Consider the following 24373-nt stretch of genomic DNA (forward strand, 5'->3'; position numbering starts at 1 on the left):
GGGGCGGGGGGCGGGGAGGGGGGAGCGGCAACGGCGGTGGCGCCGGAGGCCGCGGAGGCCTTCCCGGTTCCGTTGTAGTCAGCGAAGAAATGCCACCATGCCTTGTCCACTGACTCGGGATCCTGCAGGTACTTCTGGTACAACTCGTCGACAAGCCATTCGTTTTGCCCAAAGCTTGCCAGCGGGTTTGTCCGCGACGACTCAGACGACACGGCGGAAATCGCCCTCTTCCGCAGATCGGCGTTGATGATAGAGAACTTGTCCAAGGCTACTCGCCTGGGACAGGGGGTGCGCCCGTCCGGCCGCAGGTCCCGGCCTATCCTCCCAGGACTGACCAAACAGGTCACGTCCGGGTAGCCCATCTGGGTGGTATGCCCATGCTTACCGCATGGTCATAAAGGCGTTACCGGATCAGGCGGGACTCGATCCGGACACCGGGAGTGATCATCCGCAGCAGCGTGGTCAGCTCGTCCCCGGCGGCCGACAGCTCGTCCGTCGAGAGCGGCTCCAGCCGTTCGAGCAGGAACAGGGCGTCCACCGTGCCCTCCGTGATGCGGGTGCGGACGCACTGCCGCCAGTTCCACCGCCGGCAGGTGACCCCGTCGTCGTCGCGCCAGATCACCTCGCCGATGCCGGGGTCGCCGAGGACCTCGTCGGACGGCTCGTCGCCCGCGGCCCTGACCAGGCGCGCCGCGCCCCGGTAGCGGGCCAGGTCCTCGCCGCCGATCGGCAGGCCGTGCCGTACGGAGACGGAGTTGTAGGCGTCGACCACGAGGTTGATCTCGGGGAGCGGCATCCGCCTGATCAGCGCGTCCACCGAGGGGCGGGTGCGCTGCGGCTTGGCGCCGAACGCGCGGTAGGCCGCCCGCCACGCCTCGATTTTCGCGTCGTCCAGAGAGGGGGCCGTCTCCGCCGCCTCGGCCAGCCAGCCGCGCGACCTGTCGTCGCTGGGCCCGTTGCCCAGGCCGTACGCGGTGACGGCCAGAACGGCGAAGTCCGGCCGCAGCTCGCGGACCGCCTCGTCCACCCGGATCGCCTCGATCATGCGCTACAGCCTAGGCCGTCGAGGCCGCTGCTCGTTCCGGCGGGCGCGCTCCCTCAGGCCGTCCGTCCGGGCGCGCCGTCGAGGAGTTCGGCCGGCCAGGCGCGCATGGCGAGGGCGGCGACGCGCTCCAGGTCGGTACGGCTCGCGCCGTCGCGCGCCTGGGTGGACATGCCCTGGATGACGGCGGCGTAGTAGGTGGCGAGCCCGGCGGTGTCGGTGTCCCCGGGGAGGCGGGCGGACCGGACGTCGTGCTCGATCCGCTCCCTGATCACCCGCTTGGCCCCTTCGCGATGCCCGCGCAGCTCGGCGATGACGCCGGGGTCGGTGGTGTTCACCCCGGCCGAGATGATCATGCATCCCGGGGGGTGCGTGGTGCTCGTGTAGACGTCGGCCGCCTCGCGGAGCAGCCGCTCGACGGCGTCCCTCGCCGTCGCCTCCTCGGTGAGGGCGCGGGTGCTGAACGCGCCGTGCGTCTCCTGGTAGCGCTCGACGGCTTCGGCGAACAGCCTCCGCTTGTCGCCGAAGGCGGCGTACAGGCTGGGCGGGTTGATGCCCATCGCGGCGGTCAGTCCGGCGATCGACGTGGCCTCGTAGCCGTGCCGCCAGAACTCCTCCAGGGCGCGTTCCAGGGCGGCGTCCCGGTCGAAGGACCGTGTTCTCCCCATGCCCGGAATTCTATAGCGAGCGCTAAAGATATGGTACGGTCGATTCTGTAGTGATCGCTAAAGAAAGGGGACGGGTCATGGCTTCTCTGGAGGGGAAGACGGCGCTGGTGACCGGCGCGAGCAGGGGGATCGGCCGGGCGGTGGCCGAGCGGCTGGCCGCGGACGGCGCGCTGGTCGCGGTCAACTACGCGCGGGACGAGGCGGCGGCCGCGGAGACGGTCGCGGCCATCACGAAGAAGGGGGGCCGGGCCTTCCCGGTGCGGGCCGAGCTGGGGGTGCCCGGCGACGTGGACGCGCTCTTCGCCGCGCTGGACCGGGAGCTGGGTTCCGACGCCCCGGTCGACGTCCTGGTGCACAACGCGGGCATCAACGTCTCCGCGGTCATCGAAGACGTGACTCCCGAGATGTACGACCGCGGGTTCGCGGTCAACACCCGCGCCGCCTTCTTCGTCACGCGGCGCGCGCTGGCCCGCATGCCGGACGGCGGGCGGATCGTCACGATCACCTCTGGTGTGACCAGGATCGCGTTTCCCGAGGGGATCGCCTACGCGATGACCAAGGGGGCGCTCGACTCCTTCACGCTCGCGCTGGCCAAGCACCTGGGCCCGCGCGGCATCACGGTGAACAACGTGGCGCCCGGGATCATCGACACCGACATCAACGCCGGCTGGCTGCGGGGGGACGCCGACGCGTGGCGGGCGTCGGCGGCTCGTGCGGCGCTGGGCCGGGTGGGCGAGCCGTCCGACGTCGCGGACGTGGTCGCCTTCCTCGCCTCCGACGACGCGCGCTGGGTGACCGGCGCCACGATCGACGCCACCGGAGGCAGCGACCTCTGACCCCGGAGGCCCGCCTCCGGCGCTCGGCCTGATTCCCGTCAGGCCACGCTTTCGATGCGCGGTGAAATCTCTTGTGCGCGAAGAGTGACTCCTCTTGGCCTTTACTCGTGACGGGTACGGTAAAGGTTATGGAGCACGAGAGACGGCCGCGGGCCAGGCGTCCGGGGCCGGCGCGGATCTCCAGCAAGAACCAGGTGACCCTGCCGGCCGCCGTGTTGCGCAGGCTCGGGCTCCACCCCGGAGATCCCGTCGACATCGAGGAAGACGACGGCCACATCGTCATCCGGCGGCACCGCAGCCGTTTCGACGGCGTCGTCGGCACGCTCCCCGGCTTCACCGAAGCCGTGGACGTCGAGGCCGAACGGGACGCCTGGAGCTGAAGCCGTGCCCCTCGTGATGCTCGACACGAGCGTCGTCTCCAGCCTTCTCGACCCCGGCGACGCCGCGGCGCGCCTCAGAGCGGGAGACCTCGCGCTGCGCATGCCGGACGCTCTCATCATCGCGACGGCGCGCGGGGCGGGGGCGAGGGCGCTGCTCAGCGCGGACCGGAAGTTCCCCGGGGCCGCTCCCGATCTGGTCGAGCCGATCGGCCGGTCCTGATCCGCCCGCCGCCCCGAGGTGCGGGCGGCGGGCGGGAGGAGCGAGGTCAGGCGCAGGCCGCGCCGTTCAGGGTGAACAGGTCGGGGACGGGGTTGGCGCCGGGGGCGCCCGTGCCGTTGAAGCCGAACGTCACCGACCGGCCGGGCCGGATCTTCTCGTTGTGGGACAGGGCGGCCGCGGTGACGGTCGCGCCCCGCTGGGAGACGGCGGAGTTCCACTCGTGGGCGACCTTCTGGCCGCCGAGGAACGACCACTTCAGCGACCAGCCGTCGATCGTCCGGGAGCCGGTGTTCCTGATCGTGACCTGGGCGGTGAAGCCCTGCGGCCACGACCCGTGGACCGTGTAGTCGACCGCGCACGTCGGCGGGCCCGGCGGGGCGCCGTCGCCCTGGTCGGCGACGAACGCCGAGATCCACGACAGCGGCGAGTTCCAGTTGATCGTCAGCTCGTTGGTGGACCACGACTCGATGTCGTCGATGTAGCAGAACTGCGGTTCGCAGCCCTTCAGCTTCGCCTGCGCGACCGGGTCCTGGATGGAGGAGTTGGGACCTCCGGACAGGGTTCCGGGCGGCGGGTTCGGCAGGTCGGTGTCGAGCGCGTGGGCGTACCACCGGCTGTGCTGGTTCTTCGACGCGACCTCGCCGTAGCCGGTGACGTACGACTGGTTCAGGGCGTTGCGGCCGAGGATGTAGTCGATGCCCCGCAGCACTCCGTCGCGGTACTTGACGTCGCCGGTGATGTCGTACGCCGTCGCGATGACGATCATGTTGTTGAGGACCAGCCCGTTGGACCCCCAGTCGTAGGTGGGCGGGTCGTAGGGCACACCGTACGGGTGCCCGGCCTGGGTCGCGAGGTACTTCTCCGCGCCGGCGACGACGGACCGGCGGACGTCGGCGCGGCCGGGCAGGGCGTTGGGCACGGTCGCGAGGTCGAGGCGGCCGAGCTGGGCGGTGTGGCCCCAGTCGAAGCCGCGCTCGCCCCAGATGTCGGCGGTGTGGTGGGGCGAGGCGAGGACGAAGTCGGCGAACTCCTTCTCGCCGGTGGTGATGTAGAGCTCGGCCGCGGCCCAGTAGAACTCGTCGCTGACATCGGGGTCGTCGTAGGTGCCGCCGCCGACGCCGTCGTCGGGGGAGGCGAGGACGCGGGGGTGGGCCTTGGCGGCGGCCCACGCCTTCTTCGCCGCGCTCAGGCTGCGCGCCGCGAACGCGGCGTCGTACGGCGCGAAGACCCGGGAGGCCTGCGCGGCGGTGGCGGCGAGGTTGAGCGTGGCCGCGGTGGACACCGGGTGGAGTTCCCGCTTCTGCGGGTCGAGGTGCGGCAGCAGCGGCAGACCGGTCCAGTTCTCGTCGTGGATCTTGTGGTGGACCATGCCGTCCTCGCGCTGCATCTTGAGCAGGAACTCCTGCTCCCAGCGGGCCTCGTCGAGGATGTCGGGCACGGCGTCGCCGCTCTCGGGGATGTCGAGGCCGCCGACGGGCTCGGCGGTGGCCGCGTTCTTCGTGCGCTCGAACTCGCTCATGAGCTGGGCGACCGAGATGCCGCCGTTCACGACGTACTTGCCGTGGTCGCCCGCGTCGTACCAGCCGCCGGAGACGTCGAGCGTGTAGTCGCAGACGCCCGGCCGGCACGGCACCGCGGTGTCGCCCCGGTTGGGGGCGGCGCCCGCGTGCCCGGCGGGCCTGCCGTACCCGGGGCGCAGCGCGTCGTCGATCGGGACGCCGCTGCGCTGGGTGTAGTAGAACTTCAGCGCGTCGCGCTTGAGGTCCCGGTACGCGCCGCCGCCGATGTCGAAGGGGCGGCTGGTCTCGCCGTCGGCGCTGAGCGTGTAACCCTCGCCCGCCGTGCGGTACGCGCCGAAGTCGATCGTGTGGACGTTCTGGCCGGAGCTGCCGTCGACGCCGCGCGGCGTGGTCACGCCCTCGGCGACGGTCGCGCCGTCCGCGTCCTCGAGCCGCCAGGGGAGCGCCTCGGTCGCCTCGGTGACGAGGGTGGCGTTCTTGGGGCCCTCGGGCAGGTAGGCGACCTGGTTGACCCGGACGCGCGGCCCGGTGTCGGGGGTGTAGACCTCGGGCTCGGCGCCGCCCCTGAGTGAGACGTCGTCGAGGCAGAACCGCCACGGCTCGGCGCTGCCGCCGATCTGGAACGCGACCTGCGCGTTCGGGAGGTCCACGGGCGAGGTGAACGTGTAGGCGTAGGCGTTGCCCGACACGCTGAGCTCGGGCGCGGCGGAAAGGTACTGCGTGTACGGGTCGACGGGGAGCTGGACCAGCGCCCTGACGACCTTGCCGGGGGTGGCCGAGGCGAAGAAGCCGAAGGCGTAGGTCTCGTCCTTGACCAGCGGGATGTCGTTGAGACCGATGATCGCGTCCCAGGGGTTGACGGTGCCGCCGGGGACGTCGGCGCAGAGCCGCCCGCCGTCCAGGTCGAACGTGAGGTTGCCGGTGTGCCACCAGGGGTCGGCGGTGGTGTCGAAGGTGCCGTTGGGGATCTGCTCGGGGCCGTCGGCCAGGGCCGGGACGCCGGTGAGGCAGGTCGCGGCCAGGGCCGCCGCGGCGAGGACGGAGAGTCGTCTGATCACAAGGGATCCTTGGGGGAGGTGTGGGAGCGCTCCCAAAGGGAGCGTCCCGATGGTCGCCCCTGGCCTCCCGCGCCGTCAACGATCCGGCTCCGGCGCGCTTCGCAGATCGCAGGGTGGGCGGCTCCGGGGCGTGAAAGTTTCAATCAGCAAAGAAAGATTTGCAAAGTTATCTTTGCAATGTTAGAACCGAGGCATGAGCGACGCCTTCCGTGTCACCGATCCCCGCACTCTCAAGGCCGTGGCCCACCCGTTGCGCGTCCGCCTCCTGGGCGCGCTGCGGATGGAAGGGCCGGCCACGGCCACGGAGCTGGCCGCCAGGTTCGGCGAGAGCTCCGGCTCGACCAGCTACCACCTCCGTCAGCTCGCCAGGTACGGCTTCGTCGAAGAGGACGCCGAGCGGCGCGACCGGCGGGAGCGCCGCTGGCGGGCGGCCCACGCGTTCACGTCGTGGAGCAACGCCGAGCTGGCCGGCACGCCCGAGGGGCGCGAGGCGGTCGCCTTCATGCGCCACCGGCAACTCGAGGTGCTCAGGTCCACCGTGGAGGCGTTCGAGCGGGACGGCGAGACCTGGAGCCCGGAATGGATCGACGTGGCCGGCACGTCCGACGACATCGTACGGCTCACGCCCGCGTCGGTCACCGCGCTCTACGAGCGCTTCTTCGCCCTGCTCAAGGAGTTCGAGGAGCGCGACAAGGACGCTCCCGACGTCGAGCGGGTGTCCGTGTTCGTCAGCGCCCACCCGGTGCGCGGCTATGTGGGGTGACCGGGTGAGCGCGACCGGGGCGCGGCGGCGGTACGCCCTGGTCCAGTTCCTCGTGTGGCTGCCGCCGGGGCTCATGATGGCGCCGATGGTGCTGCTGATGTCCGCCAGGGGCCTCGACCTGGGGCAGATCGGCCTGGTGTCGGCCGCGTACTCCGTCACCATCGTGGTGCTCGAGCTGCCGACCGGCGGGCTGGCCGACGTGGTGGGACGCCGTACGGTGCTCGCGATCGGCACCGCCTTCAGCGCGACGGGCCTCGTCGTCATGGCCCTGGCCGACACCGTCTGGCTGTTCTTCCTGGCGTCGCTGTTCAAGGGCGTCGCGCGGGCGCTGTCCAGCGGCCCGGCCCAGGCCTGGTACGTCGACGCGCTGCACGCCACCGAGGGGCCGGACGCCGATCTCAAGCCCGGCCTCGCCCTCGGGGCCGCCGCGAGCTCGACGGCCCTGCTCGGCGGAGTGCTCGCGGGCGGCCTCGTGCCGCTGGCGCTGCCCGGCGACGACGCGCAGCGGCTCGCCGTCCCGGTGTGGTGCGGCGCGGTCGCGGCGGTCGCCGCGCTCGTCGCGGTGGTCGTCGCGATGCCGGAGCCGCCGCGGTCCCGGGCGGTCTCGGCGGGCGCGTCCGCGCGCTCGCGGGCGGCCGGACGGCTCGGAGAGATCCTCAGGGACGTCCCGCTGACGATCCGCGGCGGCTTCCATATGGCGGTGCGCGACCGGGGGCTGGCGCGGCTGCTGCTGGTCTCGGCGGCCGGCGGGATGATGTTGTCCGCCATCGAGACCCTGACGCCGGTGCGGCTGGCGCAGCTCACCGGCCGGCTGGAGACGGGGAGCACGGTCTACGCGTTCGTGGCCGCGGTCGGCTTCGCCGCGAACGCGGTTGGGAGCTCCCTCGCCCCGTCGGTGGCCCGGCTCCTCCGCACGTCCATCCGCGCCGCGGTCGCCGCGACCGTCGTGACGGCCGCGTCCCTGGCCGGGCTGGCGGCGTCGGTGGCGCTGGACGGGGCGGCGGGGGTGGTCGCGGCGGGCGTCGCGTACTTCCTCGTCTTCGCGGCGCTCTCCGTCGTGGAACTGGTCCGCGGCGAGCTGGTCCACATGCGGGTGGAGTCCTCCCGGCGCGCCACGGTGATGTCCGTGGACTCCCTCCAGCTCCAGTTCGGCGGCATGCTGATCACGCTCGGACTCGGCCCGCTGACCGCCGGCCTCGGCATCGGCGGCACCTGGGGGGCGGTGGCCGTGCTGATCCTCGCCTCGTCCCTCCTGTTCGTACGGCTGCCCGCCCGCCGGACGGCGCCCCAACCGGCCCCGAGTAGAACTTGATTCGGTAGCCGGGGCAGAATCTTTGCGGCGAAAGGGGCGAGCGGATGAGCAAGCCGATGGTGACGGCGGCGAACGAGCGGCAGCGTGCGGCGTGGACCGGAGGGACGCTGCCCGAGGTGGAGCGGGTGCGGCCCGGCCTCTGGTCGATCCCGGTGCCGATCCCGATCAACCCGCTGCGATACGTCCTGGTGTACGCCATGGAGCTGCCGGACGGTGTGGCGGTCATCGACGCGGGGTGGAACACCGACGAGGCGTACGACGCGCTCTCCGCGGGACTCGGGGTCGCGGGATACACGATCGGCGACATCAAGGCGGTCCTGGTCACGCACATCCACCCCGACCACTACGGTCTCGCCGGACGGCTCAGGGAGGCGTCCGGCGCGTGGATCGGGCTGCACCCGGCGGACGCGCGGCTGGTGCGCGACCGCTACGACGAGCCGGGCATCCAGGAGCTCGCGGACCGGGGGCGGGAGCTGCTCCTCCGCTGCGGTGTGCCGGACCTGACCGCGCAGGAGCTGGCCGGCGCGTCGATGATGATGCGCAACTACGTCTCGATGGCCACGCCCGACCGGCTGATCGAGGACGGCGAGCGGCTCGACCTGCCCGGCTGGAACCTGAAGGCCGTGTGGACGCCGGGGCACTCGCCGGGCCACCTGTGCTTCGTCGAGGCCGACCGCAGGCTGCTGTTCTCCGGCGACCACGTGCTGCCGCGGATCACCCCGAACGTCGCGGTCCACCCGCAGTCGGCGGACAACCCGCTGGCCGACTACCTCGACTCGCTGCGCGACATCGGCAAGCTGGACGTGGACGAGGTGCTGCCCGCCCACGAGTACCGCTTCCTGGAGTTGTCGGAGCGCGTGGACTATGTGATCGGCCATCACGAGGAGCGGCTCGCCGAGGTGGAGGCGGTGCTGGCGGCGGCGGACGGCATGACGTGCTGGGATCTGGCCACCCGCCTCACCTGGTCGCGGCCGTGGGAGACGATCCCGTTGTTCATGCGCCGGTCGGCGACCAACGAGACCCTCGCCCACCTGGTCTGGCTGGAGGCCAGGGGACGGGCGAGGCGGGTCGCGGGCGAGCCCGACATGTGGCATTCCCTGCAAAGCTAGTAGGGAAAATTGACTTTAGGGTGAGTGGCGTTTAGCGTCACGGTCATGAGCCGGGGCCTTCATCTGACCAGGCGTGCCCACGTGGACTTCGGCCACGTGGCGAGCGCCATGTGTCGTCGCGCCTCCTGACGACCGACCGCCGGACGTCCCGTGAAGGGACGCGTGTAGAGGTAAGGAGTACGCGATGACGATCGTGACGCTGGTCGGCAACCCGAGAGCGGGGTCCCGGACGCTCGACGCGGCCGTCCGGGCCTCCGAGGCCGTGGCCGCGCGGATCGGGGCCGCCGAGCCGCCCGAGATCGTGGACCTCGCGGGCCTCGCGCCGCACCTGTTCGGTCCCCAGCCGTCGGCGTCGCTGGAGATCGCGCTCGAACTGGTCCTCGACGCCGACGTCCTCGTGGTGGCCGGGCCGACGTACAAGGGCGCCTACACCGGGCTGCTCAAGGCGTTCCTGGACCGGCTGCCGCATCGGGCGCTGGAGGGGACGTTCGCCCTGCCGCTGCTGGTGATGGGCGACCCGAAGCACTCGCTCGCCGTCGAGGTCCACCTGCGCCCGCTCCTGGTCGAGCTGGGCGCGATCGTCCCCACCCCCGGCCTCGCGCTGCTGGAGTCGCGGATCCCCGATCTCGACGAGGTCCTCGCCGCCTGGCTGGACCAGGTGGCGCCGCAGCTCGTACTCCCCCAGGAGGTGACCGCGTGACCGTCGCGCCCGAGATCCCCGGAGGGGGCGGACGCTCCCGGCTCAGGCTCGTCGAGGGCGGAGCCGACGGCGTAGGCGCCCGCCGAGCGGTCGTCCGGGACGCGGGAGGCAAGGGCGGGGAGGCCGCCGAGGGCGTCGGCGGCGACGAGTTCCGCCGGGCGCTGGCCGCGCACGCGGCCGGGGTCGTGGTGGTGACCGCGCTTCCCGAGGGGGAGCCGGTCGGGATGACCGCCACCTCGTTCTCCTCGGTGAGCCTCAGCCCGCCGCTGGTGTCGTTCTACGTCGCCCGGACGTCGACGACCTGGCCCCGGCTGCGGCTCGCCGCCGGCTTCGCGGTGAACGTGCTCGCGAGCCACCAGGCCGAGGTGGCCGCCCGCTTCGCGGCGAAGGGCGTGGACCGGTTCGCCCACCCGACACGCTGGACCGAGGGGCCGGACGGCGTGCCGCTGCTCGACGACGTCTCCGCGCACCTGGTCTGCCGCACCCACCACACCGCCGAGGTCGGCGACCACATCCTCGTGCTCGGCCTGGTCACCGCGACCTCCGTCGAGGGGGCCGGCCGGCCGCTGCTCTACCACCAGGGCAGGTTCGGCCGCTTCCTCGAGCACTGAGCCGCCTCCGGGGAGCGCGCCGGTCCGTCGCGGTCAGGCGCGGTCAGGCGAGCCGTACGGTGCCGCGCCCGACGGCCAGCGGCAGGTCGAGGACCGTGCGGACGCCGGACGGCGCGGCGCAGACGGAGGCGATGGAGTTGACGGCGTGCGCCGCCGCCCCGGCCAGGCCGTGCTCCACCTCGTCGATCGTGACGGCCATCGTGGGACGGCCCTCGATGTGGACGGCGAAGCCGGGCGGGCCCCAGCGCGACACCCGCGTGGCGTCCGCCTTGTAGACGCACTCGACCGTCATGAAGGGGCGCCCCCTGACCAGGCCGCTGAAGCGCCACCGGGACGCGCAGACCGTGCCCGGCCGGACCACCCCGGCGGCGATCTCGAACTCGTCGGCGGCCAGGTGGTACTCGTCGCTCTCCTCGACCTCGTCCAGCTCGACGCCCAGCGCGTGCGCGACGAGGTGGACACTCTCGGAGAACAACGCCCGCTGGAACGCGCGGAACGGCCGGACCGTCCCCGCGTAGTCCTTGGGCTCGCGGGTGAAGCCGATCAGGTCGGTGACGATCTGGCGGGACGGGTGGCCCCGGTAGTCGGACGACTCGCGCACGTAGATGTGGTCGAGGCGGCCGGACAGCCCGGTCAGCGCGAGCGGCAGCAGGTCGCTCATGAAGCCGGGGTTGATGCCCGTGCCGTGCAGCGACGTCCCGCCGCGCGCGCAGGCCGTCTCCAGCCGTTCCACCAGGCCCGGGCCGTACGTGCGGGGATAGACGAAGCCGGTGGTGGTGATGACGTTCTTGCCGGAGGACAGGAGGGCGCAGATGGCCTCCACGTCGGTCGCCGGGTCGCCGCCGAAGTAGGCGGCGGGGAGCGGCATGTGCAGCACGCAGTCGGCGTCGAGCGCGAGCACCCGGTCCACGTCGTCGGTGCACCTGACCCCGGTCGCGCCGAGGCCCACCAGCTCCCCGGCGTCGATCCCGACCTTGTCCGGGTCGTAGACGAGGACCCCGGCCAGCTCGAAGTCGGGCCTGCTGATCACATCGCGGAGCGCGTACCCCCCGACTGCGCCGGTGGCCCACTGGACCACGCGCAGCGGCGGAGATGAGGGCATCGGGAGCCTCCAGTCAGGTGTGCCGTCGCTTTCACCCATGCCCGTACGGGATCAAGGACTATAGCAGAAATTTACTCGTTCGATCACTATCTGCAATGACGGAATGTCGTCTCGTGTCCCGTACGTGAGGGGGAGTTATTGTTTGGGCGGGCACCAGAATGTTGTTCTCTTTCGAAGGGTGGACGAGATGTCCGATCTCAGGTTCGACGGCAAGGTCGCGATCGTCACCGGAGCGGGGCACGGGCTCGGCCGCTCGCACGCGCTCCTGCTGGCCGAACGGGGCGCGAAGGTCGTCGTGAACGACCTCGGCGGCGCGCTCGACGGCAGCGGCGCCTCCGCCGGCCCGGCCGCGGAGGTCGTCGAGCTGATCACGAAGAACGGCGGCGAGGCGATCGCGAACGCCGACAGCGTCGCCACGCCGGAGGGGGCCGACGCCGTCGTGCGGGCCGCCCTGGAGGCCTTCGGCCGGGTCGACGTCCTCGTCAACAACGCCGGCATCCTGCGCGACAAGTCCTTCGGGAAGATGACCGTCGAGGAGTTCGACGCGGTCATCGCCGTACACGTGCGCGGGGCGTTCCTGGTGACCCGGGCCGCGTTCCCCCACATGAAGGAGCAGGGGTACGGCCGCATCGTCAACACCTCGTCGCCGGCGGGCCTGTTCGGCAACTTCGGCCAGGCCAACTACTCCACCGCCAAGATGGGCCTGGTCGGCCTGACCAAGACGCTCGGCATCGAGGGCGCCCGCGCCGGCATCAGGGCCAACGCGATCGCGCCGATCGCCTGGACGCGGATGACCGAGACGCTGCTCCCGGCCGAGTTCGAGGCCAAGTTCACCCCGGAGCGGATCAGCGCCCTGGTCGCCTACCTCGCGCACGAGAGCTGCGAGACCAGCGGCGAGGTGTTCTCAGTCGGCGGCGGACGGGTCGCCCGCGTCTTCGTCGCCGAGGGGCCGGGCTGGCGGGACGACGCCATCACCGCCGAGTCCGTCCGCGACAACTGGGACGCCATCATGGCCGAGCAGCCGTACCTCCAGCCCACCACCCTCGGGCAGCAGGCCGGCGCCTCGATGCAGGCGATGCTCTGAGTCCGGCTCCCGCCGGATCTCCTGACCGGCTTCGGCGGCATGGTCGCTTTCGTCGCCGACGGCGGGGGCGGCGCGGACGGTGGGGCGGCCGCCGGCCGACCGTCCCGGCATCCGCGTCCCGCGCCGCTTCCCCGTCGATCATTCGTGTTCAGGGCACCTGGCCGGGCTTGTCGACGACGCCGGAAGCCAGCACGGACATGGCGAAGGTCTGGTCGTCGTTCACCACCTTCACGCCGAGGTAGTGGTAGTCGCCGGGATCGAGGATGTAGTAGCCCTTGCCGGCCGCTCCCAGATCGAGGACGACGCCGACGCCCTTGCGTCCGTCCCCGTCCGTGGCGTTCTCCTCGATCGTGACCTGCGGGATCCTCGCCAGGGCCCGGTACATCGCCGCGGTCTTCTCCGGAGAGATCATCGGCCCGAACTTCAGGTACCACCCGATCGTTTCAAAGGCCTTGATGTCCTTCTCGCTCTCGGCGGGGCAGGCGGGCGCGCAGATCGACAGCGACGTCCGCCCCTGCGGGAGGTCGCGGAAGTGCTCCAGCAGCGCGTCCGGATCGGTGGGGAGGCTCTCCACCTCCCGTTGGGTCCTGGCGGGGTTCGTCGGCCCCTTCTCGCCGTCGCCGATCTTCAGCGTGCCGCCGTCCGTGCGGACGGCGTCCCCGCGACCGTCCATCCGGACCCAGTGCTCGAACGCCGGCAGGTTCCCCAGATGCTGGGACTCCTTCATGTAGAACCACTGGTCCGGGCGGATCTCGACGGCCGCGCCCTTCGCGGCGACGAGCGCGGCCTTCTCCAGCACCGCCGCGGCGGTGGGCGGCCGGACCGCGGGCGGCCCGCCGCCCGGCCCGTCGGCTCCTCCGAGCCGGGTCACGGTCACGGCGGCGGCGAGAGCGACGGCTCCGGCCAGGGCGAGCCCCCAGCGCGGGCGCGGCGCGGGTCGTACCGACCGGCGTGGCGTGGAAGAGACCGCCCGGATCTCGGCGAGCAGCCGGTGCTCTTCGGCCCGCAGGTCGGGCTGGGCCGGCACCTCGTCCCGCAGCATGTTGAGGAGCTGGATCTCGTTCATCTGGGCATTCCTTCGTTCAAGGCGGTCGGATCGATGTCACCGAGAGCCCGGCGCAGCTTGCTCCGAGCCCGGTTGACCCGCGAACGCACCGTCCCCACCGGCACGCCGAGCGCCTGTGCGGCCTGCTCGTACGTGAGCTCAGCCCACGTCACCAGCAGCAGCGTGTCCCGGTGCCCCCTGGGGAGCCCCGCCAGTGCCGCGGCGAGACGCCGCCGCGCTCCGTTCGCGGCCACCCTCTGATCGATCCGATCCGTGAACGGCTCGATCACCGGGTCCACCCCCGTGCGGCTCAGTGCCCGATACAGATTGATCTCCTGGCGGCGGTGCCGTCCGATGAGGTTGGTGGCGATGCCGTACAGCCACGGCCGCGCGTCGCCGCGGCTCAGGTCGTACGTCTCCCGATGCTGAAAGGCGCGGGCGAAGGTCTCGGCGACGATGTCTTCGGCGAACTCCTGGCCCAGCCGCCGGATGACGAAGCGCTTGAGCGCCGGTGCGTGGCGGGTGAACAGTGTGGCGAATCGCTCAGGCTCGTGCCGGGATCGTTCGATCACCACGGCGTCGTCGGCCGTTTCCACGGCCACGAGCCGAGGTGGTGCGGCCGTCCGGCTCTCGTCTCGCATCTCTTGCCTCTCGGATGTTTGCTGTGACAGCGGTAATTACCGCCGAGAGGATCCGCGGTTCCCATGATTTCCGTACGAATGATGATCGGCCGGAGTCCGGGGACCGGTCTCGTACCCGGGCACGGGGGACCGTGACGCCGTGCTCTCGCGCGTTCGGGAGGATCACGCACGCCCGGAACTTTTGCGGATTTCAGCGAAAGTTAGTGCGATGACATAGAAAAGGTCTTCACAGTTCCGCAGAAGAGGGGTAAGTTCGCGCCATCTCACTCCGATGCGGAGGCTTCGTGAAGCGCATGCGGCCAGAGAACGCGCACCAGGCGATGCTGTTGCGGCTCCTGCGAGAGGGCGGCCGGTCCCGGGCCGAGCTGGGCGACGTGGTGGACCTGTCCAGGTCCAAGCTGAACGTCGAGCTCGACCGGCTGATCGAGCTGGGGCTGGCCGAGCCGGACGGGCTCGCCGAGTCACGCGGCGGCCGGCGGTCCGGCAGGGTGCGCCTGTCGCGCCAGACGCGGTTCGCCGGGATCGACATCGGCGCGACCTCCGTGGACGTCGCGGTCACCGACGGCGAGCTGGGGGTCCTCGGGCACCTGAGCGAGCCCTGCGACATCCGCGAGGGTCCCGCCGCGGTGCTCGACCGCGCCGTCACGCTCCTCGGCAAGCTCCGCGAGCAGGGCCTGTACACCCAGCTCCACGGTGCCGGCATCGGGGTCCCCGGGCCGGTGAGCTTTCCCGAGGGCGTCCCGGTCGTGCCGCCGATCATGCCGGGGTGGGACCGCTACCCGGTGAGGGAGGCGGTCAGCGAGGAACTCGGCTGCCCCGCGATGGTCGACAACGACGTCAACATCATGGCGCTCGGCGAGCTCCACGCCGGGCTGGCCAGGCAGGTCGGCGACTTCCTGCTCGTCAAGATCGGCACCGGCGTCGGCTGCGGCATCGTCGTCGACGGCAAGATCTACCGCGGCGTCTCCGGCAGCGCGGGCGACATCGGCCACATCCGGGTCGACGACGACGGCCCGATCTGCGCCTGCGGCAACTCCGGCTGCCTGGAGGCGTACTTCGGGGGCGCCGCGCTCGCCCGGCAGGCGACGGCCGTCGCGAGGTCGGGCGGCTCGCCGTACCTCGCGGAACGGCTGGCGGCGGCCGGGGAGCTGACGGCGGAGGACGTGGCCGCCGCGGCGGCGCAAGGAGACGCCGCCGCGATCCAGATCGTCCGCGACGGCGGGCGGCGGGTCGGCCAGGTGCTGGCCAGCCTGGTCAGCTTCTTCAACCCGGGGCTCGTCATCATCGCCGGAGGCGTGGCCCGGCTGGGGCACGTGCTGCTCGCGGAGATCAGGAGCGTCGTCTACCGCCGGTCGTTGCCGCTGGCGACCGGCAACCTGCCCATCGTGCTCTCGGAGCTCGGCGACGCCGCCGGGATCGTCGGCGCGACCCGGCTCATCAGCGATCACGTCTACTCGGCCGCCTAGCCGGCCACGCGACCACCCGTCACCCGCCACCCCACTCCCGACTCCCGACTCCCGACGGACGCGCATCGCGTACACGCAACGCCCCACCGCAGCAACTGGAGGCACCATGCCGGCGTCACCCCCCGACACGGCACCCCTGCTCGCCATGCGGGGAATCGTCAAACGGTTCCCCGGCGTGCGGGCCCTGGACGGCGTCGACCTGGAGGTCAGGGCGGGCGAGGTGCACTGCCTGCTCGGCCAGAACGGCGCCGGCAAGTCCACGCTCATCAAGATCCTCTCCGGCGCGCACCAGCCCGACGAGGGCGAGGTCCTGCTGGACGGCGAGCCCGTACGCCTCGCCACCCCGACGGCGGCCATGCGGCAGGGCATCGCCACCATCTACCAGGAGCTCGACCTGGTGGACGGGCTGTCGGTCGCCGAGAACATCCTGCTCGGCCACGAGCGGGCCACGTACGGGTTCACCCGGCGCGGCGAGAGCAACCGCGTCGCCGCGGACCTGCTCCGGCGGCTCGGGCACGGCGAGATCCCGCCGACCGTCGAGGTGGGCCGGCTGCCCCCCGCGGCCAAGCAGATCGTCAGCATGGCCCGCGCGCTCTCGCACGACGCCCGCCTGATCGTCATGGACGAGCCGTCGGCGGCGCTCGCGCACGACGAGGTCGCGAACCTCTTCCGGATCATCCGCGAGATCACCGCCCAGGGCGTCGCCGTGGTCTACATCTCGCACCGCCTGGAGGAGATCCGCGAGATCGGCGACCGGGTCACCGTCCTGAAGGACGGCCGCACGGTCGCGGTGGGGCTGCCCGCCACGACCCCCACCGGGCGGGTCGTCTCGCTGATGACCGGCCGCGACGTGGAGTACGTCTTCCCCCCGCGTCCGGCTCCGTCCGGCGACCGGCCCGAGGTGCTGCGGGTGGAGGGGCTGACCGTCCCCGGCGTCTTCGCCGACGTCTCCTTCTCGGTGCGCGCCGGCGAGATCGTCGGGCTGGCCGGCCTGGTCGGATCCGGGCGTTCCGAGATCCTGGAGGCGGTGTACGGCGCGCGCCGGGCGTCCGGCCGGGTCCTGCTCGACGGCCGCGCCGTACCGCCCGGGAGCACGACCAGGGCCGTACGGCTCGGCATGGGCCTCGCCCCGGAGGAGCGCAAGGCGCAGGCCCTGCTGCTGGACCAGAGCGTCACCCGCAACATCACGCTCGCCGGGCTGACCCGGTTCGCGCGCGCGGGCTGGATGGACCGGCGCGGCGAGGCGGCCGAGGCGGCCCGGCTGGTCGAGACGCTCGACATCCGGCCGCCCGACCCGCGCCGGCCGGTGAAGACGTTGTCCGGCGGCAACCAGCAGAAGGCCGTGCTGGCCCGCTGGCTCGTCGAGCGGCGCAGGCTGCTGCTGCTCGACGAGCCGACGCGCGGCGTGGACGTGGGCGCCCGCGCCGAGCTGTACGCCGTCATCCGGCGGCTGGCCGACGAGGGCGTGGCGGTCCTGCTGGTGTCCAGCGAGGTGCCCGAGGTGCTCGGGCTCGCGGACCGGGTGCTGGTCGTCCGCGAGGGCCGGATCGTGCACGAGGCCCCCGCCGTGGACCTCGACGAGCACCGCGTCCTCGACCTGGTCATGGTTTCGACGAACGAGGAGTCCCGTGTTGACTGAGGCGACCCCGACAAACGTGGCGAGGAAACCCTTCCTGGGGAGGATCGGGGAGGTGCCGCACCTCGGCCTCGTCGCCGCGCTCGTCCTCCTGGCGATCGTCGGGCTGGTGACCCGGCCGGAGAACTTCGCCACCTCCTCCAACCTGGTGAGCATCCTCGCGCTCGCCTCGACCATCGGCGTGATCACGGTCGGCATGACGTTCGTGATCATCGGGGGCGGCATCGACCTGTCGGTCGGGGCGGTCATGGCGCTGTCCTCCGTCTGGGCCACCACCCTCGCCACCCAGTCGTACGGCCCGGCGGTCATGATCCTGTGCGCGGTCCTGGTGGGTACGGGGGCCGGTCTGGTGAACGGCTTCCTCGTCTCCTACGGGCGGATGGTGCCGTTCATCGCCACCCTCGCCATGCTGGTGGCGGCCCGCGGCCTGGCGCAGCGCATGTCCGGCCAGCGGACCCAGCTGGTGCAGCAGGCCAACAGCGCGATCGTGGAGCTGTCCACCACGCGGGTGCTCGGGTTGCCGCTGCTGGTCTACGTCTTCGCCCTGGTGGTGGTGCTCGGCTGGATCCTGCTCAACCGGACCACGTTCGGCCGCAGGACGTACGCGGTGGGCGGCAACCCCGAGGCGGCCCGCCTGGCGGGCATCGACGTCCGGCGGCACACGATGCTGCTGTACGGGCTGTCCGGCCTGTGCTGCGGGATCGCGGCCGTCCTCATCATGGCGAGGACGACCACCGGCTCGTCCACGCACGGCGACCTCTACGAGCTGGACGCCATCGCCGCCGTGATCATCGGCGGCACGCTGCTCAGCGGCGGCCGGGGCACGATCATCGGCTCGATCCTCGGCCTGCTGATCTTCACCGTGATCACCAACCTGTTCATCCTGAACGGTCTCAACACCAGCGACCAGCTCATCGCGAAGGGCCTGATCATCGTCGTCGCCGTGCTGATGCAGCGGCGCGGCGCGCTCACCGGCACCTGAACCCGGGCCATCGGCCACTCCACCGCCCCTTCCACCATCCGACCCCATCGCGTACGTCGTGAGAGGGCCGGGAGCGACGGCTCCCGGCCCCGGCCCGGCACGCCCCCGACCCCTCCTCCTCACGCAGTTCCGCACCCCCCTCCCCCGGGGCCGGTCGTCCCGGGGCTCCACGAACAAGGAGATTCCATGACCAAGACCCCCAACCGCCGGGGATTCCTCCTCAGCGGCGCCGTGATCGGCGCGGGAGCGCTCGTCTCCGCCTGCACCAGCAACGAGCCGGCCGCGCAGCCCAGCGCGGCGGCCGCGGCGCCCACCGCCGCGGCCGCCGCGGGCGGCAACGACCAGCCCGGCACCCAGGTGACGATCGGGTTCTCCGCGCCCGCGGCCGACCACGGCTGGATCGCCGCCATCGCCAAGAACGCCGAGGCCGCGGCCAAGCAGTACTCCGACGTGGTGTTCAAGCCGGTGGAGCCGACCAACGACATCAACCAGCAGATCTCCGCGGTGGAGTCGCTGATCCAGGCGAAGGTCGACGTCCTGGTGCTGCTGCCGAACGACGGCCAGCAGCTCAACCAGGTCGCCAGGCAGGCGATGGACGCCGGCATCCCGGTCGTCAACCTCGACCGGGTCTTCCCCGACAAGTTGTCGTACCGGACCTGGATCGGCGGCGACAACTACGGCATGGGCGTGGCCGCCGGGCATTACATCGGCAAGGCGCTCAAGGAGAAGGGGGTGACGAATCCGGTGATCGTCGAGATCCAGGGCATCGCCACGCTGCCGCTCACGCAGGACCGCAGCAAGGGCTTCGCCGACGCGCTCAAGAGCTACGGCTTCAGCGTCACGGCCAAGCAGGACGCCCAGTTCACGGTCGAGTCCGGCACCGAGGTCACGGCGAACCTGCTGCAGGCGCACAAGAAGATCGACGCCATCTGGAACCACGACGACGACCAGGGCATCGGCGTCCTCGCCGCGATCAAGGAGGCGGGGCGCGACGAGTTCATCATGGTCGGCGGCGCGGGCTCGGCGAACGCCATGCGCGAGATCCAGTCCGGCTCAGGCGTGCTCGCGGCGACGGTGACCTACAGCCCGACGATGGCCTCGTCCGCGATCAAGCTGGCCCGGCTCATCGCCCAGGGCAAGGGCATGTCCGACCTCACCGAGAACCAGGTGCCGCAGTCGGTCACCCTCGCCTCCGAGACCATCACCAAGGACAACGTCGCGACCTACCTGCCGCTGGGGTTCGAATCGTGAAGCCGCTGATCGGGGTGGGCATGGTGGGCCACGCGTTCATGGGACGCGTGCACTCCCAGGCCTGGCGGAACGTCGCCGCTTTCTTCGACCTGCCGGTGACGCCGTCGATGGCGGCGCTCGCCGGCCGGTCGCCCGACCGTGCCGCCGCCGCCGCGGCCGAGCTCGGCTGGGCCGCCGTCGAGACGGACTGGCGGGAGCTGGTCCGGCGCGACGACGTGCAACTCGTGGACATCTGCACGCCCGGGGACCTGCACGCGGAGATCGCCGTCGCCGCGCTGGAGGCGGGCAAGCACGTGATCTGCGAGAAGCCGCTCGCCAACACCGTGGCCGAGGCCGAGGCCATGGCCGAGGCGGCGTCCCGCGCGGCGGCGCGCGGCGTGCGCAGCATGGTCGCCTTCAACTACCGGAGGGTGCCGGCCGTCGCGCTGGCCAGGAGGTACGTCGCCGAGGGGCGGCTGGGCGAGATCCGGCACGTCCGCGCCCAGTACCTCCAGGACTGGATCGTCGATCCCGAGTTCCCCCTGGTGTGGCGGCTGCGGAAGGAGCGGGCCGGCTCGGGGGCGCTCGGGGACATCGGCGCGCACATCGTGGACACCGCCCAGTTCGTCACCGGCCAGGCGCTGACCGGGGTCTCCGCCCTCACCGAGACGTTCGTCAAGGAGCGCCCGCTCGCCGAGGAGGCCGGCGGTCTCTCCGGCGGAAGCCGTACAGGCGGGCGGGGCGAGGTCACGGTCGACGACGCGGCGCTGTTCATGGGCAGGTTCGACGGCGGCGCGCTCGGGTCGTTCGAGGCGACCCGGTTCGCCACCGGGCGCAAGAACGCGCTCCGGCTGGAGGTCAACGGCTCGCTGGGCAGCCTGGCGTTCGACTTCGAGGCCATGAACGAGCTGTGGTTCCACGACGAGACCGAGGCCGACGCGGGGTTCCGGAGGATCCTCGTCACCGAGCCCGGTCATCCGTACATGGAGGCGTGGTGGCCGCCGGGGCACGGCCTGGGCTACGAGCACACGTTCACGCACGAGGTGCGCGACTTCCTCGCGGCCGTCGCCGCCGGGACCGACCCGTCGCCCTCCTTCGAGGACGGCCTGCGCGTGCAGCGTGTGCTGGCCGCGGTCGAGGAGAGCGCGGCGAACGGCTCCCGGTGGACGCCGCTGTAGCCGCCCCTCCGAATATTTCCCGACATCCCCTGAAAATCCTGTACCGGGAGGAACGAAGATGACGCGACCGATCACGTTGTTCACCGGGCAATGGGCCGACCTCCCCTTCAAGGAGGTGTGCCGGCTCGCCGCCGAATGGGGGTACGACGGCCTGGAGATCGCCTGCTGGGGCGACCACTTCGAGGTGGACAAGGCCCTTTCCGACGACACGTACGTGGACCGGAAGCGGGAGGTCCTCGCCAAGCACAACCTCGGCGTGTGGGCCGTCTCCAACCACCTCGTCGGGCAGGCCGTCTGCGACCACCCGATCGACGAGCGGCACAAGGCCATCCTGCCCGCGCGCGTGTGGGGGTCGGGCGACCCCGAGGAGGTGCGGCGGCGCGCGGCCGAGGAGATGAAGGACACGGCGCGGGCCGCGGCGAGGCTCGGCGTCTCGACCGTGGTCGGCTTCACCGGGTCGTCCATCTGGCACACCGTGGCGATGTTCCCGCCCGTCCCGCCGTCGATGATCGAGGCGGGCTACCGGGACTTCGCCGACCGGTGGAACCCGATCCTGGACGTCTTCGACGAGGTGGGCGTGCGGTTCGCGCACGAGGTGCACCCCAGCGAGATCGCGTACGACTACCACACGACCGTGCGGACCCTGGAGGCCGTGGGCCGCCGTCCGGCGTTCGGGCTGAACTGGGACCCGTCGCACATGGTGTGGCAGCAGGTCGATCCGGCCGGGTTCATCCTCGATTTCGCCGACCGGATCTATCACGTCGACTGCAAGGACACGAAGGTGCGCGTGGGCGACGGCCGCCGCGGCCGCCTGTCGTCCCACCTGCCGTGGGCCGACCTGCGGCGCGGTTGGGACTTCGTCTCGACGGGCCGGGGCGACGTGCCGTGGGAGGAGTGCTTCCGCGCGCTGAACGCCATCGGCTACGACGGCCCGATCTCGATCGAATGGGAGGACGCCGGCATGGACCGGCTCGCCGGGGCCCCCGAGTCCCTCGCGTACATCAGGAGGTTGAACGCCATCACCCCGCCCGAGGCGTCGTTCGACGCGGCCTTCTCCTCCGACTAGGTCGGCCTGGTCGTCTCACTCGGGCGGCGGGCAGGCGCGGGGGCGATCCGAGCCGGCGACACGGTGCGGCCCGTCCGAATCCCCGGGGGCTTCGGACGGGCCGTTCCGCGCGGGACCCGCGCTCAGTCCATGACCACGATCTGGCGCAGCACCTCGCCGCTCTTCAGCGCCGCGACCGCGTCGTTGAGGTCGGACAGCTTGATCCTGGCGCTGATCATGCTCTCCAGGTCGAGCTTGCCCGCCTTGTAGAGGCCGGCGAAGAACGGGAAGTCGCGGCGCACGTCCGTGCCGCCGTAGAGCGAGCTGAGGATGTTCTTGCCCTCGAAGAGCAGGTTGAACGCGGTCAGCGGCACCATGTCGTCCATGGCGCCCGCGCCGACCACGACGACGTCGCCGCCGCGCCGGGTGGCCTGCCACGCCGTCATGATCGCCGCAGACTTGCCGACCACCTCGAACCCGTAGTCGAAGCCCTGGCCGCCGGTGAGCGTGCCGATCGCGTCCATGAGCTGGTCGGGGGTGACCGCGTGCGTGGCGCCGACCTTCTTCGCCAGCTCGTGCTTGGACTCGAGGGGGTCGATCGCGAGGATCGTGGTCGCCCCCGACAGCCGGGCGCCCTGGATCACCGAGAGGCCCACGCCGCCGCAGCCGACGACCGCGACGGTGGAGCCCGGCCGCACCTTCGCCGTGTTGATCGCGGCGCCGACGCCGGTGGTGATGCCGCAGCCGATCAGCGCGGCCGCCTCGTACGGCACCTCCGGATCGACCTTGATCGCTCCCTGCCAGGGGACGACGATCTCCTCGGCCCAGGTGCCGCAGCCGGCCATGCCGAACGCCGGGGTGTCGCCGCCGTAGCGGAAGCGCGCGTCCGTGAAGCTCTTCATCACGAACGTCATGCAGAGGTGCGGCTGGCCGCCCACGCAACTGGGGCAGTCGCCGCAGGCGGGCGTCCAGTTGATGATCACGTGGTCGCCCGGCTGGACCGAGGTCACGTGGTCGCCGACCTCCACGACCTCGCCCGCGCCCTCGTGGCCGGGGATCACGGGCAGCGGCATCGGCAGCACTCCGGAGAGCACCGACAGGTCGGAGTGGCAGACGCCGGTCGCCCTGATCTTCACCCGGACATCCGTGGGGCCGACCGGGGTGAGCGTGAAGTCGTCACGGATGTCGAGCTTGTCGTCGCCGACCGCGTGCAGCAGAGCTCCGCGCATTTGACCTCCTGGGGGATTACTCGTCTTCGAGCGATAGGGCGGCTTTGGGGCAGGAACGGACCGCGTGCCGTACGCGGTCGAGCATCTCCGCGGGCGGCTCGGGCAGCACGACGCGCAGCCGGTCGTCGTCGTCGAGTTCGAAGACCTCCGGAGCCAGGCCGGTGCACACCGCGTTGGCCTCGCACACCAGCTCGTCGACTCTGACCTTCACGTTGATCTCCTTGGGTCGGGGCCGCCGTCCCGGACGGCGCGGAGGGATCAGCCGGAGCTTCGGCCGGGGGCGGCGGCGAGCTTTCGATGGTCCCAGGAGACCACGCGGGCCGGCTCGACGACGTAGCCGACGCGCTTGCGCCCGGTCTGCTCGACGTACGCCCGCAGCGGCTCGACGTCGTCCATCCGGGTCATCCGCCGGGTGACCTCCATCCCGATGCCGAGGACGCCCGCCGGGTCGTCGATCCGCTTCGCGACGCCGTACAGCATGACGCCGCGCAGCTCGGAGTAGTCGTCGCCGTCCTCGATCAGGCAGGTCACCCGCGGGTCGCGTTCGATGTTGCGGGCCTTCTGGGCCTTGCCGTACGTCCAGAACGCGATCTTCCCGTCGGTCAGGCCGTAGAACATGGTCACCATGTGCGGAGTGCCGTCGGGGTTGATGGTGCCGAGCTGGAGCTTGCGGGCGTCGGCGAGAAGCCCCGCGATCTCCTCGTCGGACATCGCGATCTGGGAGCGCTGGTTCACGCTGCAAAGTAGAACATGTTCCATCATCCCGGACAAGGGGACTCCCGAACCTTGTTCCGGTCGTTGTGGGCTAGGCTCCCTCCCTTGCAGGCGACAGCCGTACCAGAAGGACGACCATGCGGAAGGTGACCGACCGGTGAACACCGTCACGATGCCCGCGGATCTGCGATACGCGGCCGAGCGGGCCAAGGGGTTCATGCCGCCGGAGGAGGGCCTCGTCCTCTTCGAGCTCGCCCACCAGTACGGGACGCGCGGCCCCATCTGCGAGATCGGGACATATTGCGGCAAGTCGGCGGTCTATCTCGGGGCCGGTGCCCGCGCGGCCGGATCCGTCGTGTTCACCGTGGACCACCACCGCGGCTCCGAGGAGATCCAGCCCGGCTGGGCCCACCACGATCCCACGCTGATGGACCCGTGCTTCGGGAAGATGGACTCGCTGCCGTTCTTCCGCCGCACCGTCGCGTCCGCGGGCCTGGAGGACGAGGTCATCGCCGTCGTGGGCGCCTCCGAGACCGTCGCCCGGCACTGGAACACCCCGCTGGCCCTGCTCTTCATCGACGGCGGCCATTCCGAGGAGCCCGTGACCAGGGACTACGAGGGATGGGCGCCGCACGTGATCGAGGGCGGCGCGCTGGTCTTCCACGACATCTATCCCGACCCGGCGGACGGAGGGCAGGCGCCGTACCGCGTCTATCTCCGCGCCCTCGCCTCCGGGGCGTTCGCCGAGGTCCGCGCCGCGGGCTCGCTGCGCGTCCTCGAACGCGTCGCCCCGGGCGTGTGA

At 71.6% G+C, this 24373-nt stretch carries 26 protein-coding genes; 16 read left to right on the plus strand and 10 right to left on the minus strand.

Features of this window, described 5'->3' with window-relative positions; genetic code table 11:
• The 3 genes from AWQ70_RS39735 to AWQ70_RS01765 form a co-directional block, all read right to left on the minus strand.
• Positions 1-212, minus strand: a 212-nt coding sequence (locus AWQ70_RS39735) for a 2-oxoglutarate dehydrogenase E1 subunit family protein (RefSeq protein WP_444543082.1), incomplete at its 3' end; no start/stop codon positions are given.
• Between the two features lie 191 nt (positions 213-403).
• A complete protein-coding gene (locus tag AWQ70_RS01760; RefSeq protein WP_067169185.1) occupies positions 404-1045 on the minus strand; it encodes a B3/B4 domain-containing protein in 642 nt (213 codons plus the stop codon).
• Between the two features lie 53 nt (positions 1046-1098).
• Entirely contained in the window at positions 1099-1710 is a 612-nt protein-coding gene (locus tag AWQ70_RS01765) for a TetR/AcrR family transcriptional regulator (protein ID WP_067169189.1), read from the minus strand.
• Between the two features lie 77 nt (positions 1711-1787).
• Between AWQ70_RS01765 and AWQ70_RS01770 the strand changes: the two genes are divergently transcribed.
• The 3 genes from AWQ70_RS01770 to AWQ70_RS01780 all read left to right on the plus strand — a co-directional run bounded on the left by AWQ70_RS01770 (position 1788) and on the right by AWQ70_RS01780 (position 3146).
• Positions 1788-2546, plus strand: a complete 759-nt coding sequence (locus AWQ70_RS01770) for an SDR family oxidoreductase (protein WP_067169191.1) — start codon at positions 1788-1790, stop codon at positions 2544-2546.
• A gap of 128 nt (positions 2547-2674) precedes the next feature.
• Positions 2675-2926 carry an AbrB/MazE/SpoVT family DNA-binding domain-containing protein gene (locus tag AWQ70_RS01775; protein WP_067169194.1) on the plus strand — a complete coding sequence of 84 codons (252 nt, stop codon included), beginning with the start codon at positions 2675-2677 and terminating at the stop codon, positions 2924-2926.
• A 4-nt stretch (positions 2927-2930) separates the two neighbouring features.
• Complete coding sequence (locus AWQ70_RS01780) at positions 2931-3146, plus strand: hypothetical protein (RefSeq protein ID WP_067169197.1); 216 nt, start codon at positions 2931-2933, stop codon at positions 3144-3146.
• Between the two features lie 46 nt (positions 3147-3192).
• On the opposite strand, the gene AWQ70_RS01785 is transcribed toward AWQ70_RS01780, so the two are convergent.
• Positions 3193-5724, minus strand: coding sequence for a glycoside hydrolase family 9 protein (locus AWQ70_RS01785; protein WP_157529843.1), 2532 nt, complete (start codon positions 5722-5724; stop codon positions 3193-3195).
• Positions 5725-5917: 193 nt separating this feature from the next.
• On the opposite strand from AWQ70_RS01785, the gene AWQ70_RS01790 reads away from it, so the two are divergent.
• The 5 genes from AWQ70_RS01790 to AWQ70_RS01810 all read left to right on the plus strand — a co-directional run bounded on the left by AWQ70_RS01790 (position 5918) and on the right by AWQ70_RS01810 (position 10219).
• Positions 5918-6487 (plus strand): winged helix-turn-helix domain-containing protein, encoded by a 570-nt coding sequence (locus AWQ70_RS01790; RefSeq protein ID WP_067169203.1) that lies wholly within the window; start codon positions 5918-5920, stop codon positions 6485-6487.
• Positions 6488-6491: 4 nt separating this feature from the next.
• A complete protein-coding gene (locus AWQ70_RS01795) occupies positions 6492-7799 on the plus strand; it encodes an MFS transporter (RefSeq protein ID WP_169808609.1) in 1308 nt (435 codons plus the stop codon).
• Between the two features lie 44 nt (positions 7800-7843).
• The gene (locus tag AWQ70_RS01800) at positions 7844-8908 is read left to right on the plus strand and encodes an MBL fold metallo-hydrolase (RefSeq protein ID WP_245646644.1); all 1065 of its coding nucleotides are present in this window, start codon (positions 7844-7846) and stop codon (positions 8906-8908) included.
• 184 nt (positions 8909-9092) lie between these two features.
• A complete protein-coding gene (locus tag AWQ70_RS01805) occupies positions 9093-9608 on the plus strand; it encodes an NADPH-dependent FMN reductase (RefSeq protein ID WP_067169209.1) in 516 nt (171 codons plus the stop codon).
• A gap of 161 nt (positions 9609-9769) precedes the next feature.
• A complete protein-coding gene (locus AWQ70_RS01810) occupies positions 9770-10219 on the plus strand; it encodes a flavin reductase family protein (protein WP_067169690.1) in 450 nt (149 codons plus the stop codon).
• 43 nt (positions 10220-10262) lie between these two features.
• Here the strand turns inward: AWQ70_RS01810 and AWQ70_RS01815 are convergent, their stop codons facing one another.
• On the minus strand, positions 10263-11321 hold the full coding sequence (locus AWQ70_RS01815; protein ID WP_067169212.1) for an NAD(P)H-dependent amine dehydrogenase family protein: 1059 nt from the start codon (positions 11319-11321) through the stop codon (positions 10263-10265).
• Between the two features lie 187 nt (positions 11322-11508).
• Here AWQ70_RS01815 and AWQ70_RS01820 point away from each other — a divergent pair, with 187 nt between their 5' ends.
• Complete coding sequence (locus AWQ70_RS01820; protein WP_067169692.1) at positions 11509-12405, plus strand: SDR family oxidoreductase; 897 nt, start codon at positions 11509-11511, stop codon at positions 12403-12405.
• Positions 12406-12553: 148 nt separating this feature from the next.
• Here the strand turns inward: AWQ70_RS01820 and AWQ70_RS01825 are convergent, their stop codons facing one another.
• Positions 12554-13471 (minus strand): CU044_5270 family protein, encoded by a 918-nt coding sequence (locus AWQ70_RS01825; RefSeq protein WP_067169215.1) that lies wholly within the window; start codon positions 13469-13471, stop codon positions 12554-12556.
• Positions 13468-14091, minus strand: coding sequence for an RNA polymerase sigma factor (locus tag AWQ70_RS01830; RefSeq protein ID WP_067169218.1), 624 nt, complete (start codon positions 14089-14091; stop codon positions 13468-13470). Before AWQ70_RS01830 ends, AWQ70_RS01825 begins: the two co-directional genes overlap by 4 nt.
• A gap of 293 nt (positions 14092-14384) precedes the next feature.
• On the opposite strand from AWQ70_RS01830, the gene AWQ70_RS01835 reads away from it, so the two are divergent.
• The 6 genes from AWQ70_RS01835 to AWQ70_RS01860 all read left to right on the plus strand — a co-directional run bounded on the left by AWQ70_RS01835 (position 14385) and on the right by AWQ70_RS01860 (position 21649).
• A complete protein-coding gene (locus AWQ70_RS01835) occupies positions 14385-15557 on the plus strand; it encodes an ROK family transcriptional regulator (RefSeq protein ID WP_067169221.1) in 1173 nt (390 codons plus the stop codon).
• 106 nt (positions 15558-15663) lie between these two features.
• The gene (locus AWQ70_RS01840; protein WP_067169224.1) at positions 15664-17196 is read left to right on the plus strand and encodes a sugar ABC transporter ATP-binding protein; all 1533 of its coding nucleotides are present in this window, start codon (positions 15664-15666) and stop codon (positions 17194-17196) included.
• A gap of 16 nt (positions 17197-17212) precedes the next feature.
• Entirely contained in the window at positions 17213-18175 is a 963-nt protein-coding gene (locus AWQ70_RS01845; protein ID WP_067169227.1) for an ABC transporter permease, read from the plus strand.
• 186 nt (positions 18176-18361) lie between these two features.
• A complete protein-coding gene (locus AWQ70_RS01850; protein WP_067169230.1) occupies positions 18362-19426 on the plus strand; it encodes a substrate-binding domain-containing protein in 1065 nt (354 codons plus the stop codon).
• A complete protein-coding gene (locus tag AWQ70_RS01855; protein ID WP_245646646.1) occupies positions 19423-20583 on the plus strand; it encodes a Gfo/Idh/MocA family protein in 1161 nt (386 codons plus the stop codon). The genes AWQ70_RS01850 and AWQ70_RS01855 overlap by 4 nt, the downstream gene beginning before the upstream one ends.
• A gap of 58 nt (positions 20584-20641) precedes the next feature.
• Positions 20642-21649 carry a sugar phosphate isomerase/epimerase family protein gene (locus AWQ70_RS01860; RefSeq protein WP_067169233.1) on the plus strand — a complete coding sequence of 336 codons (1008 nt, stop codon included), beginning with the start codon at positions 20642-20644 and terminating at the stop codon, positions 21647-21649.
• Between the two features lie 122 nt (positions 21650-21771).
• Here AWQ70_RS01860 and AWQ70_RS01865 read toward each other — a convergent pair whose 3' ends face one another.
• Genes AWQ70_RS01865 through AWQ70_RS01875 form a run of 3 tightly spaced genes read right to left on the minus strand, consistent with a single transcriptional unit; the run spans position 21772 to position 23592 of the window.
• Positions 21772-22857, minus strand: coding sequence for an alcohol dehydrogenase catalytic domain-containing protein (locus AWQ70_RS01865; RefSeq protein ID WP_067169236.1), 1086 nt, complete (start codon positions 22855-22857; stop codon positions 21772-21774).
• Positions 22858-22873: 16 nt separating this feature from the next.
• On the minus strand, positions 22874-23068 hold the full coding sequence (locus AWQ70_RS01870; protein ID WP_067169239.1) for a ferredoxin: 195 nt from the start codon (positions 23066-23068) through the stop codon (positions 22874-22876).
• Between the two features lie 47 nt (positions 23069-23115).
• A complete protein-coding gene (locus tag AWQ70_RS01875; RefSeq protein WP_067169242.1) occupies positions 23116-23592 on the minus strand; it encodes a pyridoxamine 5'-phosphate oxidase family protein in 477 nt (158 codons plus the stop codon).
• 151 nt (positions 23593-23743) lie between these two features.
• On the opposite strand from AWQ70_RS01875, the gene AWQ70_RS01880 reads away from it, so the two are divergent.
• Complete coding sequence (locus AWQ70_RS01880; RefSeq protein ID WP_067169698.1) at positions 23744-24373, plus strand: class I SAM-dependent methyltransferase; 630 nt, start codon at positions 23744-23746, stop codon at positions 24371-24373.

It is taken from the genome of Microtetraspora niveoalba, assembly GCF_001570405.1.
Lineage (GTDB): Bacteria > Actinomycetota > Actinomycetes > Streptosporangiales > Streptosporangiaceae > Microtetraspora > Microtetraspora niveoalba.

Bases quoted from the DNA above. Each gene is read 5' to 3' on its own strand.
- AWQ70_RS01765 (WP_067169189.1), bottom strand. From the start codon at position 1,710: ATGGGGAGAACACGGTCCTTCGACCGGGACGCCGCCCTGGAACGCGCC.
- AWQ70_RS01880 (WP_067169698.1), top strand. From the start codon at position 23,744: ATGCCCGCGGATCTGCGATACGCGGCCGAGCGGGCCAAGGGGTTCATG.
- AWQ70_RS01800 (WP_245646644.1), top strand. From the start codon at position 7,844: ATGAGCAAGCCGATGGTGACGGCGGCGAACGAGCGGCAGCGTGCGGCG.
- AWQ70_RS01825 (WP_067169215.1), bottom strand. From the start codon at position 13,471: ATGAACGAGATCCAGCTCCTCAACATGCTGCGGGACGAGGTGCCGGCC.
- AWQ70_RS01850 (WP_067169230.1), top strand. From the start codon at position 18,362: ATGACCAAGACCCCCAACCGCCGGGGATTCCTCCTCAGCGGCGCCGTG.
- AWQ70_RS01830 (WP_067169218.1), bottom strand. From the start codon at position 14,091: ATGCGAGACGAGAGCCGGACGGCCGCACCACCTCGGCTCGTGGCCGTG.
- AWQ70_RS01865 (WP_067169236.1), bottom strand. From the start codon at position 22,857: ATGCGCGGAGCTCTGCTGCACGCGGTCGGCGACGACAAGCTCGACATC.
- AWQ70_RS01760 (WP_067169185.1), bottom strand. From the start codon at position 1,045: ATGATCGAGGCGATCCGGGTGGACGAGGCGGTCCGCGAGCTGCGGCCG.
- AWQ70_RS01840 (WP_067169224.1), top strand. From the start codon at position 15,664: ATGCCGGCGTCACCCCCCGACACGGCACCCCTGCTCGCCATGCGGGGA.
- AWQ70_RS01790 (WP_067169203.1), top strand. From the start codon at position 5,918: ATGAGCGACGCCTTCCGTGTCACCGATCCCCGCACTCTCAAGGCCGTG.
- AWQ70_RS01805 (WP_067169209.1), top strand. From the start codon at position 9,093: ATGACGATCGTGACGCTGGTCGGCAACCCGAGAGCGGGGTCCCGGACG.
- AWQ70_RS01860 (WP_067169233.1), top strand. From the start codon at position 20,642: ATGACGCGACCGATCACGTTGTTCACCGGGCAATGGGCCGACCTCCCC.
- AWQ70_RS01820 (WP_067169692.1), top strand. From the start codon at position 11,509: ATGTCCGATCTCAGGTTCGACGGCAAGGTCGCGATCGTCACCGGAGCG.
- AWQ70_RS01815 (WP_067169212.1), bottom strand. From the start codon at position 11,321: ATGCCCTCATCTCCGCCGCTGCGCGTGGTCCAGTGGGCCACCGGCGCA.
- AWQ70_RS01770 (WP_067169191.1), top strand. From the start codon at position 1,788: ATGGCTTCTCTGGAGGGGAAGACGGCGCTGGTGACCGGCGCGAGCAGG.
- AWQ70_RS01835 (WP_067169221.1), top strand. From the start codon at position 14,385: ATGCGGCCAGAGAACGCGCACCAGGCGATGCTGTTGCGGCTCCTGCGA.
- AWQ70_RS01775 (WP_067169194.1), top strand. From the start codon at position 2,675: ATGGAGCACGAGAGACGGCCGCGGGCCAGGCGTCCGGGGCCGGCGCGG.